Source organism: Mesorhizobium sp. LNHC229A00, from assembly GCF_000502415.1.
Classification (GTDB): domain Bacteria; phylum Pseudomonadota; class Alphaproteobacteria; order Rhizobiales; family Rhizobiaceae; genus Mesorhizobium.
Genome location: NZ_AYWQ01000003.1, coordinates 15,612 through 28,671, shown reverse-complemented (window position 1 = coordinate 28,671; position 13,060 = coordinate 15,612). Strand labels below are relative to the sequence as shown.

The 13,060-nt window shown below is 57.7% G+C and carries 8 protein-coding genes and 2 pseudogenes; all 10 read left to right on the top strand.

The features are described from left to right. Positions 1–52: 52 nt before the first annotated feature. Positions 53–1,270: a cytochrome P450 gene (locus X742_RS162365; RefSeq protein WP_023770880.1), complete on the top strand. Its 1,218-nt coding sequence runs from the start codon at positions 53–55 to the stop codon at positions 1,268–1,270. Positions 1,271–1,309: 39 nt separating this feature from the next. Then, the gene (locus X742_RS162370) at positions 1,310–1,510 is read left to right on the top strand and encodes a ferredoxin (protein WP_023770879.1); all 201 of its coding nucleotides are present in this window, start codon (positions 1,310–1,312) and stop codon (positions 1,508–1,510) included. Positions 1,511–1,842: 332 nt separating this feature from the next. Beyond that, positions 1,843–2,451, top strand: a complete 609-nt coding sequence (locus tag X742_RS162380) for a nitrogen fixation protein NifQ (protein WP_023770877.1) — start codon at positions 1,843–1,845, stop codon at positions 2,449–2,451. A gap of 267 nt (positions 2,452–2,718) precedes the next feature. Continuing rightward, positions 2,719–2,823: pseudogene (locus X742_RS1000000173835) on the top strand (ABC transporter permease); the annotation flags it as partial. A 379-nt stretch (positions 2,824–3,202) separates the two neighbouring features. After that, a pseudogene (locus X742_RS162390) lies at positions 3,203–3,547 on the top strand (hypothetical protein); the annotation flags it as partial. 691 nt (positions 3,548–4,238) lie between these two features. Continuing rightward, entirely contained in the window at positions 4,239–6,602 is a 2,364-nt protein-coding gene (locus tag X742_RS162395) for a sensor histidine kinase (RefSeq protein ID WP_023770874.1), read from the top strand. Continuing rightward, the gene (locus X742_RS162400; protein WP_023770873.1) at positions 6,599–8,554 is read left to right on the top strand and encodes a hypothetical protein; all 1,956 of its coding nucleotides are present in this window, start codon (positions 6,599–6,601) and stop codon (positions 8,552–8,554) included. Before X742_RS162395 ends, X742_RS162400 begins: the two co-directional genes overlap by 4 nt. A gap of 32 nt (positions 8,555–8,586) precedes the next feature. Next, a complete protein-coding gene (locus tag X742_RS0136170) occupies positions 8,587–10,296 on the top strand; it encodes a DEAD/DEAH box helicase (RefSeq protein ID WP_023770872.1) in 1,710 nt (569 codons plus the stop codon). Continuing rightward, positions 10,286–12,109 (top strand): ATP-binding protein, encoded by a 1,824-nt coding sequence (locus X742_RS162405; protein ID WP_023770871.1) that lies wholly within the window; start codon positions 10,286–10,288, stop codon positions 12,107–12,109. Before X742_RS0136170 ends, X742_RS162405 begins: the two co-directional genes overlap by 11 nt. Continuing rightward, a complete protein-coding gene (locus tag X742_RS162410) occupies positions 12,109–13,020 on the top strand; it encodes a phospholipase D family protein (protein ID WP_023770870.1) in 912 nt (303 codons plus the stop codon). Before X742_RS162405 ends, X742_RS162410 begins: the two co-directional genes overlap by 1 nt. The last annotated feature ends 40 nt before the right edge of the window (positions 13,021–13,060 follow it).

Genomic DNA, 13,060 nt, shown 5'->3' with positions numbered 1-13,060 from the left:
AACAGCGGTGCAATCTCGATCGAGCCATGAACGGCAATGTAGAGAAAGCAAAATGGCAACCAACCCCGTTCCAGATCATGTCCCGCCCGAAATGGTGAGGGATTTCAGCCTGTTTACATCGCCAGGGATGCCACCAACACTCAACGGGGATCCACACGCAGCTGTCGCTCGCGTACATGATGGGCCTCCGATCTTTTACTCCCGCTACAACACGCAAGATGGCCGGGGTACCTGGGTCATCACCCGTGCCGCGGACCAGCGGAAGGTGCTGCAGGATGCAGAGACTTTTTCCAGCCATCGCAGCATCTTCTCCTCCATACTGGGTGAAAACTGGCCCACGATCCCGCTTGAGCTCGATCCACCGGCCCATGGCGTCTTTCGCTCACTGCTCAATCCGCTGCTTTCGCCAAAGCGGGTGTTGGCTTTGGAACCGGCTGTCCGCGAACGGGCGGTCGAGCTGATCGAAAGGATCGCCGCGTCGGGCACAAGCTGCGACGTGATGAAGGATTTTGCATTTCCTTTCGCGGTGAGCACCTTTCTTCGCTTTCTGGGGTTGCCTGATGACCGACTCGATACATTCGTCGGCTGGGGGAAAGATCTGCTCCACGGCGACGATAAGGAACGACCTGTGGCTGCCCGGACGATCGTGGCATTCATCGACGAACTTGCAGCCATGCGCCGCCAGGAGGCGGTTGACGATTTCATGACCTTTATCGTGCAGGCACAGGTCGAGGGCCGCCGGCTGACGGACACCCAAGTCCGCGGCATCGGCGTGCTTGTCTTCGTCGCTGGGCTCGACACGGTCGCAGCAGCTATAGGCTTTGACTTGGCGTACCTCGCACGCAACCTCAAAGATCAGCAATTGCTGCGGAGCGAACCGGACCGCATCCCGCTCGCAACCGAAGAATTGCTGCGGGCCTATTCGCCCATTCAGTTGATCCGCGTGGCCACGAAAGATATCGACTTCGAAGGAGCGCCGATCCGGAAGGGGGACTATGTTTCCTGCGCCACTATGATTGCCAATCGTGACCCGGCGGAATTCGCATGCCCCAACACGATTGATTTGGAGCGGGAGGACAACCGCCACGAATCGTTTGGCTATGGTCCCCACCGTTGCCTTGGCTCACACCTTGCCCGGCGGGAGATTGTCATTGGCCTGGAGGAGTGGCTGGCGCGCATCCCGGCTTTCAGGGTCAAGCAGGGTACGGCGCCGATAACTTCTGGCGGCCATGTGTTCGGGATCGAAAATTTGATCCTGGACTGGTCTTAGGCCCGCCCCGAGCCGGGCACAAACAATGGAGGCAGTGCCATGCGCATCATCGTCCAAAAGGCCAAATGCCAGGGCCACGCGCGATGCGCGGCGCAAGCGCCTGACATCTTCAAACTCGATGATGACGGTTACATCCTGCTTGGTGACATTGAAGTTGCGGAAGGGGAGGAACTGCCTGCATCACGAGGCGTGCGATCCTGTCCTGAACGTGCGCTGGAACTCACCCGCTGCGCGCTTTGAGGACTCATTCAACCGAGAGTCTGGCGGGCTTGAACCATGTGGCCGCACTCAGCACGCGACCTCTGTCCCGCACGGTTCACGTCCAACTCTGCAGGGGCATTTCCGGCGCCTGTGTTCCCCGTGAGGCGCAAACGGCAGGGCCCCGCGGTTCGCGGAACGCCTCCTTCCAATCGCAGAATTTACGACAGAGCCGAGTGGACCAGACGAGAATTGCCGAACTACTCGACCGCGAGGCAATCCGCGACTGCGTACACCCGAAGAACTGCCCGACCCATGTTGCGGCAGGCCGGGTCTCTGCATGAATTGATAGGACGAAACCAGGAGAACGCACCATATTTGCCCAACATTATGCCCGGCTCAGCACCGGCCAATCGCCGCAGATCGAGCTGGACCAGCATGTGCTTGCCTGTGTGCTTTCACGTGCGCTCGAGGAGATCGAGGCCGGCGAGGCGACTGTGACGGAGGCAACCGGACTTTCGCGCGCCGAGCTGCGCGATGTCCTGTCCCGCTGTTTTCCTGCTATTCCTATCAACGCGTTTGCCTTGAAAGAGGTGAGCGAGCCCGAGCCGGATCTGGAGGAAGAACTGCTGCATGGACTGCTGTTGGCGCATGCCCGTCCTGGCGACCCGACGAGCGCCCGCTTCGCCAGGATCATCGCCCGGCGTGCCATGCGCAATGACCACCTCTGGCAGGAGCTTGGCCTTTTTAATCGGACCGAGCTCGGCCGCCTGCTCGCCTCGCATTTTCCGACGCTGGCGGCCGGCAACACCCAAAACATGAAATGGAAGAAATACTTCTACCGCAAGCTCTGCGAGGCCGAAGGTTTTTCGCTGTGCAGCGCGCCCAGTTGCCGGGAATGCAATGATGTCGAAAGCTGCTTCGGCCCGGAGGAAGGCGAAAGCCGCCTCACACGGATCAAGAACGGCATCGCCTCGGATTGAGAACCGCTTTCGTCTGTCGTAAAGCCGCAGCGCTCGCGCCGCGCCATATGTCTCTTACGAACGTCGACTGACGCCTTCGGGGATTGAATGCTGTGCCTGCTGTCCGATTAGTCGCCATGCTCACTTCGGCGGGCGCCGTCAAGATGGCGGTGCGGGATGCGACCCGCACCATCGCCGCCGAGCAACTGGTGTTCTCCGGGCCGTTGCTGCTCGCCTGCCTGGCGGTTGCGGCGCCTGGGCGGCCGCGGTTCACCGCCGTGATTGTTCGCGCTGGTGCACAGTTTCGCCTCGATCACCCATTGGGGCGGCCAGATTGTCTCCGGCGTCGCCATCAATCTCGTTGCTGCCGGCTCCACCATCATTCTCGGCCAGGTTCCGACGGCGCGCGCGCTGAGGTTCCTGGAAGGTTTTCGAACTTTCTGGGTCGCGCCTCAGCCCGAATTGCGGGTGCTCATGGACAAGGTGGGACACTAGATTCGCTTTTTGATGCTTTGGAAGGCGGCGAGTTCTAGCACTGGCGCCTTCGTGATAGCGAGCGCAGGCACGCTCCTGCAAGTTCTCCGCGTAGAGGGAGTTCGAGCAGAGTCTGATTGTAGGTGCGCACGTCCCGGACGTTGATGAGAGCGGGCACGACCTCACCCCTCGAGCATCGGGCGGTCGATGTGGTGCCGGCCAGTTCAGGAGTAATGTGATGATTTCGTTTGAGGTCGGCAGCAAGGGCGTTACGCTCGAATACGAACCGCACTTCGGGGACCCCGGCACCTTCTTTATCAAAACGGTGAAGGCGACGAGTAAGGATGCGGCATACGATCGAAACACGTTCTATGAGGCGTGGCGCCGGACCATCCAGCGATATGGCATCTACAATCCCTATACTCAACGCGGCGCGATCGCCGGCCTTCTCCCTCACGGCCCGCACAATGTTCGCGACGTGCTGGCAACGCATATCCTGAAGCAGACCGGGTCGTATGAGCAGGCCAGCTACGCAATCCAGGATACACCCGACATGGTGGCACACCATTACGGTCGTTTTTTGCCGCAAGACAAAGCTGCCCTTGCTGCGCGGATTTTGAATCAGGTCTGGCAGGCGGCCTAAAAGGCATCAAACAGGGCGACTATCCGCCTCCGTCGATTTGGCCATCGTGATGGGGGCTGATATGTCAATGGATCAGCTAGTTGCGAGATGTTGTGTGCAAAAATCGCGCACGAAAGTTCTGCTCCCTTCTCTTTCGTTCCACGACGATGCCGCCGACAGCACTTTTGGACACTCTTCTTCAATCGATATTAACTGCTCGATGCGGCGGTTCGCCGGCATACCCGTGAACCTCACTGTGCGTCGGGGGGCTGTCTGCCTGGGGTTTTTGGAATCTGTTCCGGTGTGGTGCAACCTTGATCCAAGTACCGAAGGGGATTGGAGTCGGTAGACCGCTACATCGCAATACCTACTATCAAAGAGGCCTTCTTCTGCTATCGACGGCACGCGGCTTAAACAGTCGAAATTCCATTTTGAGGAAGAGGCTGGCCGATGTCCTCCGAAGGCAGAGGGTCACGACTACCGTCGCTGCTGACCACCCTTCTGCTGGTGTTTCTAGGAGCAGCCCATTCCTGCTTCGCTTGGCAGGGTGCATTGTTCAAACCGCGTTTGCGAGCTGTCCGTCATGTTCCCCCAGCCAACGGCGTTTGAGAATTGCCGACCTTGCACTGACTAGCAAGTCGGCACGCTACAAGTTAATAATTGTTTCTGCTGAAGACGGATGGTCGAATCAGCATGCGATGGGAATTGCTGCTTGTTCCGTATATCCGCTCGTACAGTGCTGGAACTTGGCTCGGAACTCATAAGTTCCGATGTGATTGCGTTCTACGAGCTAATCAAAAACGGCTTTGACGCCCGTACGAAATCTGGTGTGGAAGTTCGCTTCGATGTCGTTCTGCGGAAAAATGATTACCTTACTTTGCGGGCACGCATTTCTACAAAGGCGGCCGACTTAGCCGACCTCCAGAAACAAGCACTTGAGCTGACCAACGCCGACGCCAGCGTTGAAGCCCTTTCTACATTCACATCTTTAATCACAACCGCACCCGACATAGACGCGTTACTGGATGCCCTCGACGAGGGCCAAGCCCGTTGCAACCGTATCTTAGTTAGTGACACCGGCTCGGGGATGTCGATCAGTGACCTTGAGAAGAACTTCTTGGTAATAGGCACCGCGTCTCGAAAGCATGCGGTCGAGCAAGCGCTGGCAGCCGGCAAGTCCGAGAGTCCATACCTGGGCGAAAAGGGTATCGGACGTCTTTCCGCCATGCGCCTCGGAGAGCACCTCCGTATTGAAACCGCTCGCATTGATGACCCCGAGTTGAACGTCCTGAATATTGATTGGTCTCTGTTTGGCGATCTCGACGCGATGCTCGACGAAATCAAGATTGTGCCTACCACCGGCGGCGCGAAAGAAAGTCCAACCTGGTCGGGCACTCGCGTGATTATAAGTGATCTTTCGGAAGATTGGACCGAACGCCGCGTCCATGAGATGGCGGAGTATGATTTCGCCCGGCTGACGGACCCATTTCTGGATCCAAAACATCGGCCCCGTATCGCCATTTATTGGAATAACGAGCGGATCACTATCCCGTGGATGAGCCCGGATTTGCTTGCGCAGGCACATGCCAAGGTTACTGGACGCTATGTCATCGAGGAGGGCCGTCCGGAGCTGCACTGTACTCTTGAGGCTATGGATCTCGGGTTCCCACACCCGCGCGAGAGCCGCATTGTGGTTGTGCCATTAGAGGATCTGCAGGGCGCAATCATCGGCGAGCACAGTCCAATTCATGACAGCGCGTTGGTCAGTGTAGGCCCGTTCGCGCTCGAAGCCCATTGGTTCAACCGCCGTCGGCTGACCGCTGTGGACGCGATCGGTGACCTACGCCAAGTGAAAGAGCTTCAGGAGAAATGGTCAGGGATTCTGCTATTTCGGGATCGATTCCGCGTCTTCCCTTATGGTGACGACGAGGACGACTGGCTTGGCCTAGATCGCCGGGCGCTACGACGCTCAGGATATACCCTTAATAAGACTCAATTCGTCGGCCGGGTTGCGATCTCCAGAACATCAAACCCTGACCTTGTGGATCAAACCAACCGCGAGGGGCTGCGGGAGACTCCCGAACAGTATGTTCTCCTCAACGTCATGCAATATGTCGTTCAGACTTTGCTCGGTGGGTTTCTTAAGGATGTCGAGCGGCAATACAAGAGTCAGAAGATCGACTTGTCCGACGCCCGTTCTGAAGTGAATCGGCTTGAGGAACGTGCGAAAAACGCACTGAAAAAACTGCAACGGCTCGCGCCGCCTGAAGGTCAGGAGGCGGTGGAAGACTTACAGCAGACCATGTTTGAATTTTCTGATTTCGCGGCGAGGGCGCGAGCGCGCATAGCGGAAGTCGAGCAGGAAAGCAGACAGATGGTCGAAATGGCCGGTGTCGGCCTGATGGTTGAGGTCGTTGCCCACGAACTCGCCAGAGCATCGGAGAATGCTTTGGACGCGCTGGACCGACTCCATCGGCGACCCGTTCCCGACGAGATAAAAGCCAATATCGAAACCCTCCGAGCTGAAATGAAAAGCATCAGCAAGCGGGTGCGTGTCCTTGATCCGCTCAGCATTTCCGGCAGACAGCGCGCGGAGGTGTTTAGCCTCAATGATTCGGTGCGCGATACATTGGAAGCGCACGACGCTCAATTCGAGCGTCAAGGCATAACGCTAAACCTCAGTCTTCCTGAGCGCTCCATTCGCGTCCGCGCGGTTAAGGGTATGGCCATCCAGATACTGGAGAATCTGATCTCCAATTCCGTATATTGGCTCGCACTGCGCGCCGAAAGGGAGAAGAGTTTCAAACCTGAGATCAGCATTGCCGTCCACAGCGGGCCGCCGAGTATCGTCTACGAGGACAACGGGCGGGGCATCGCTCCTGACAATCGCGAGAATGTCTTCAAGCCGTTCTTTTCGCTGAAGGAAAAGAGCAAACGTCGCGGCCTAGGGCTGTTCATCGCCCGTGAAGCCGCTCAATATCATGGTGGGACCCTCGTCCTCGACGACGCGATAAACCCTGAGACGGGGAGACTTCATCGCTTCATTCTCGAGCTTCCCGACAAGGTGATCGCATGACAACTCTGGCAGAGCTTCTCATCGAGAAGAGTGTTCGGCGTGCCCTTGTGGTGGATGACGCCTATGATCCCTTACCGCGTGCGGCAGACCTAACTTTAGACGCAAATGAATGGACCAATTTCTTTGATGATCTCCAGGAACCTGACGTAGAGATCATCAGAAATCTCACGCCCGAATACGACGCCTTGCCGACAGCGGAGTTACCCTCAAGCGATAGTTTCGTTGCTAGCATCTGGCAGAATCGCGACCAAATTCGTCCCGAACTCGTAGGTCCGGTCTTCGCGCGGTACGATGCCGACATGGCTACCGATCTTGCGTACGTCAACGCGCTAGTAGATGAGTTGCAGACTTTGGGGCTCGCGGTCGAGACTGCAGGCCGCAATTTCGAACAGCAGGCTGCGGATGCGGACCTGATTGTGATCGATCTGTTTCTTGGGTCTGTCCAAGACTCAGATGCCATCGCTGAGTCAAAGACGAAACTTCGCCGGGTTGTCGATCTTCGGCGTAGCGAGCCGCCGCTCGTGGTCTTGATGTCTCGCAGCGGTAGGCTTGAAGAGAAGCGTGAGGAGTTCCGCGATAGCGCAGGCCTCTTGGCCTCAGCATTCCGGATTGTGCGCAAGGCGGATCTGCAGAGAGACGGCAAGCTCGCACGCATATTGCGTCGCCTTGCCTTTCACCGCACAGACTCTACGCGGCTCGCGGCCTTCATGGATGCATGGCAGCAAGGCGTGAGCAGCGCCACAATGCGGGCGGTGGGCTTGATGCGGACACTAGACCTGCCCGACTACGCGCAGATCCAACAGTTGCTTCTATCAGAGGAAGGCGAGCCCACCGGGAGCTATATGGTCGATATCTTCGACCGTATTCTGCAGTACGAGATCGAGAGTGAGGCCGCTATAATTGACGCCGCCATCACGCTGAATGAAATTACATCTGCTGAGTACCCGCCACCTTACCTGGTTGGCTCCCCAGATTTGCAGCAACTCGTCTATCGATCGTTGTTCCAGAACACGGAACGGCTGCGCTTGGCGGGGCCAGGAGGCGGTGTTGCTTTCGGCGACGTCCTGCGGCCGTTGCCTCCCCCCGGCGAGCCACCTTTGCCCAGCCCGATCGCCGATGTGGGACCAAACAATGTGCTAGCTGTGCTGACACCCGCTTGTGACCTTCAGCGCGGCGGTGCCAAGCGAGTGTTGCTGTTGATCGGAGAGCTCCGCCAGCTCGGAGCTCGCGATTGGAGCTATGCAGACGATCCGGTTCGCACGCCCGTTATTGAGCTCGAGGACACGAGATATTGGATCAAATGGGATCTGAAGCACGTCGATACGATTGGACAGGACGCCCTTGCCCAGGCTCGCGCGGATGGCGGCGGGTTGGCTCTGATCGGAAGACTGCGTGAAGCACATGCCCTTGAGCTCCAGCAGAAGATGCTTTCGGCCATGGGGCGAGTCGGTTTGCCCGCGCCAATGCCGGCGACCTTTCCGATGCAAGTGCGGCTCGTGTATCCTGGGGCAGACCGTACCCCGGTTTCTCTTACTATTCCCGCGCTAGAGAACGACGGAGTATGCTTCGTTGGACGCCCCGGGCTTGCCAAGATGCGGCTCGTTCTGAGCGAAGATGCGTGCGAAGCAATCTCCGCGTCGATCGCAGACTTGGATCCTGCGACGGTACATCCCAATGCGGGCGACGCACTTCGTTATCTTAAAGACAATCCCGGCGAGCTTTTAGACGCGTTGGCGAACGGCGTTCCGTTGCCAGCCCCCGACGCTACGACATACAAGCTCATTCCGTCGCCCAGTGGTGCGCTGATAGGCCAGAATCCGAGAAATATCGGTCTTATCTTACGAAACGGGAAAGAAAATGGGCCTATTGATAGTGGGTTGATCGCGAAGGCCGGGATTGTGATGCAAACTACCGATATACGGCGCGAAGGCGGCGGAAGTGACGCCGCATAGAGTGCTCGGACAATAGTTCTGTTCCGTGTCGAATGTCCGACACGGGTGCCTGGGGCAAAGGCGATCAGGGGTGGCGAGGGTATCTGGTGTTTGATCCACAGCGGGGCTACGCGGGTGCCTCTCCCGGGCAAAACCTGGAGAGTTTACTTGGTCGCCTAACTGTGCGCGATCTTCAGATCATTGTTGGCCCGCGCGTGCTTCCCTTACTTCCATCTCAGCCCAAGGGCGACCGATCTGCTCTCCTCGCTGCGGCGGAACGCGCCCTGCAGGACCGCGCACAAAACGCAGTTTCGAACACGGAAATCAGAAAGACCCTGCTGCGAAATCTCGACCTTGGGAAGCTCGAAGAATTGAAGGCGCGATTGGCTCAAGGAGGGGTTGATGTCGCTGACGATGCGCTGGACATTAGCGATCTTGGGGCTCTCCGACCTTGGGCCATCGCCAGCGGTTTTTTCGGCTTGCAAGGGGAGGAGACGGCCGCCGGAACGACGGCTCTTAGCCGTCAAGAGATCCAGCCATCATTCTCTCTCTTTGCCCATCAGCGGTCTGTGGTCCGACGAGCTTATTCGCGTGTTGGCAGTGGATATGGTCGCACACTCATCCATATGCCGACAGGTTCCGGCAAAACTAGAACGGCAATGCACCTGGTGTCCAGAGCGCTGAATGAGTTCGAGCCAGGTGTTGTCGTTTGGCTTGCCACCAGCCGGGAGCTTCTGGAGCAGGCTGCTGAAACCTTCGAGGCAGCTTGGGCATCGCTGGGGAATCGTGACTTGGAGATTCGTCGCTTCTGGGGAGCTGGCACTCCTGCACCGGAAGATATGGCCGACGGAATTCTCGTTGCTGGCCTGGCAAAGCTGCATGCTTGGCGCGAGCGAGACGGGTTGGCTTTCTTGAAGTTGGCGGCCAAGGTCCGCCTCGTCATCATGGATGAGGCACATCAAGCGGTGGCACCGACCTATCGCGAGGTGATCGAAGGTTTATGCGGGGCAGGTGGCGAAGGCGCCTTGCTCGGTCTGACAGCCACCCCAGGTCGATCCTGGAACGACATGAGCGCCGATGAAGCGCTGTCCGAGTTTTTTGGCGGCTCGAAGGTAGTGCTTGAGATTGGCGACGATCCCAACCCAGTCAAATACCTGCTCGACAACGGCTACTTGTCTCGTCCTGCTTTTCATCAGATTGAGTATTCGCCTGCAATCCGGCCGACCCCGGCTGAGCTAAAGAAGCTCGCAAAACTCGATGACTATGCTGAGGAGACCTTGAACAAGTTGGCGGCCGATACGGCTCGCAACCTTGCAATCCTTGATGCAGCCAAAGGATTAATTGCTCGCGGGCACGCCCGGATTATCCTGTTCGCGGTTAGCGTTGAGCATGCGCAAGATATGGCCAGCGCCTTGTCCGCGTATGGGATCTTATCCGCTGTGGTATCTGGGGACACCCCGAGCCCCAAGCGCACCTCTATTCTGAAGACCTTCAAGGGTGGGACGCTGCGCCCGCAGATCCTATGCAACTTCGGTGTTCTGACAACTGGTTTCGACGCACCTCGTACCAGCGCGGCGATCATCGCAAGGCCGACAAAGTCTCTCGTGCTCTACAGCCAGATGGTCGGACGGGCAACGCGCGGACCGCGGGCCGGAGGCAACGAAACATGCGAAATTCTCACTGTCCATGATCCCGCCTATCCTGGGTTCGGAGATATCGCCGAGGCATTCTTTAACTGGGAGGACGTCTGGCATGGCGACTGATGAGACCGTAATCGAAGATGCATCTTTCATTCCCGCCGATCTCGCAATCCAAGCGATGCGAGATAGCGGCTACAAGAACACCGCTTATGCCTTGGCAGAATTGATCGACAACTCGGTCCAAGCCGAAGCTAAGAGCATCGAGATCATCTGTATCGAGGAACAGGTGCAACTCGCCGACCGCAAGCGAAAGCGGCTAACCAAGATCGCCGTGCTGGACGACGGACTGGGCATGGATGCGGCGGTATTACGCAAAGCTCTGCAGTTCGGCAACGGAACGCGCCTGAACGACCGCTCCGGGATCGGTCGTTTTGGCATGGGTCTTCCTAATGCGTCCATCTCACAAGCTGGACGGCTCGACGTTTGGAGCTGGCAGAACGGCCCCGACAATGCCCTTCATAGCTTCCTTGACGTTCAGGAGATTCGGGATCGGTTGCGCAAGGAGGTACCGATCCCACGACCCTCCGCCGTCCCCGCAGAATGGCGTGATCGAGCGCTGAGCGTAGGTCATAGTGGCACGTTGGTCGTTTGGACCAAACTTAGTCCGGACCGCCTAACCTGGAAGGGTGCTAAGGCTACATTGAAGAATACCGGCTGGCTGCTCGGGCGTATCCACCGCCGGTTCGTTGGTGATGGCAGTCTCAGTATCCGACTGGCGGGTGGCGAGGACGGTTACTTGGAGTCCGATACGGTCACGATCAACGATCCGATGTATTTGATCGCGGCTCCAACCATGCCGGCACCATTCAACAAGGATCCGATGTTCAAGGACGTGTTCAGCGTTCCCGTCACGGTGGAGGTTAACGAGAAGACCTACCAAGTCCAGACCCGTTACTCGGTCGCCAAGGATATCACACTTGACTTGGCAGGCTCGGTAAACCGGGGTGACACTGCTTACGGAAAGGATGCTGCCAACAACATCGGGGTTTCTGTCATGCGCGAGGGTCGGGAGCTGATGCTCGACCGATCCTGGACAATTCAGTACGACCCACGCGACCGCTGGTGGGGATGCGAGGTCGAATTCCCTGCGGCGCTCGATGAAATCTTCGGTGTCACCAACAACAAACAGGCGGCAACCGTCTTCAATGAGCTATCTGGTCTCGATTGGAAGGATCTCGCCGATCCCGGTGAAACCATGCCCGAGGTCGTCGCGCGCCTGAAGGATGAGGGTGATCCCAAAGGGGTTCTTCTATATCTTAGTGAGACCATCAAAAATAACCTCGCCCAACTCCGAAGCACAATCAAGATCCAAGGCAAGGGTACGCGCAAGGGCGCCAAGCGGCACACCGATGGCGATCCGACCGAGGAGGCCAACAAACGCTGGAAGGAGCGGGATGAGATCAACCCGATTCCTGACAGCGATACTGTTCCTTCGCCAGATGATTTGAACGAGCTTTCAGGCGACCTAACCGAAGACGGGCGCAATGCCGAAGATACGTCGGAGATTGTCGCGCGCGTCGTGTCCGGCGACCTGAAAGTCGTCTTCATTGACAAATCCCTTGGGGGATCGTCAGAGCTCTTCACCGTCGTCGCCCGTGGCCCACTCACCGAGGTGGTCTTTAACCGTCGACATCCAGCTTTCGATATGATCTTCGACACCGTCTCTGCCGATGATGACCTTGATACCCTCTCCAGTACAGAACTGCAGGACCGTTTACTTAAGGCGGGGCAAGCCGTCCAACTTCTATTCGCAGCGTGGGCTCGGATGGAACGCGAAGATCCGCCCAATCAGGCGCGTTATGAACGTGTTCGCGAGAGTTGGGGCAAGCTCGCTCGCGACTTCCTCGACCCTGTCGACATATCTGGCCTCGACTGATGCGTCGCGATGGGGATTTGCTCCTCTCACATTTGGCGGGCGCGAAACAGAGCGCCTTGCTCTGCGCGCCCTTCATCAAGTCGGCCGTCATCAAACGTGTTCTCAGCGCCATCCATCCTGATGTTAGGGTGGAGATAGTCACGCGCTGGTACGCTGAGGAGGTTGCCGCCGGCGTGAGCGATCTAGCCGTTTTCGATCTAGCCGCTAGCCGCCCGGGAGTAACACTTCGGCTTTTGGATAACTTGCATGCCAAACTCTATGGAGCAGACGACCTGCTCCTAGCAGGGTCCGCAAATCTCACCGCAACCGCACTTGGCTGGTGCGAGAATCCGAACCTTGAATTGTTAGTACCGGTACGGGCAGACGACGAAGCGGTCTTACGATGTCGGGCGGCCCTGGGTGCCGCGCGCTTAGCTACAATCGAAGAACGGGACTCAATCCAATCAGCCGTTGATCTTTTAGATCAAAGGCCTCTTCCCGAGGCAAAGACGGTTGATGACCTGCTGGCCGGCCCATGGCTCCCGAAACTGGCAGCACCCGAGCGTTTGTTCGCAGCCTATTTGCCATCTGCCCGTGAAAGACTGACGTACTCGGCCATTGAGGCGGCTGATCATGATCTCAAGGCGCTAGCTATAGAGCCGCACTTGAGCGAAGCTGCCTTCCGCACAAAGGTGGCCGAGCGCTTTTCCACCATGCCTGCAGTCAGGGCGATACTGGACGCGGCTCAGAACGACCTATCGGACGCCGTTGCGGCAGACTTGATCACAACGCTCGTTGAAGCATCCGATATGGGTCCGGCCGTGCGTTGGCAAATTGTGCGCGAATGGCTCACCTACTTCCTGCGCGATAAATATGAGATCGCCCCCCAATCTTTCGTGACGCGGCTTCGTCCTGGCGCCGGACGCGATTAGAGATACACCGGGCTGGCATCAAAGATGAATTTAAGTTGCC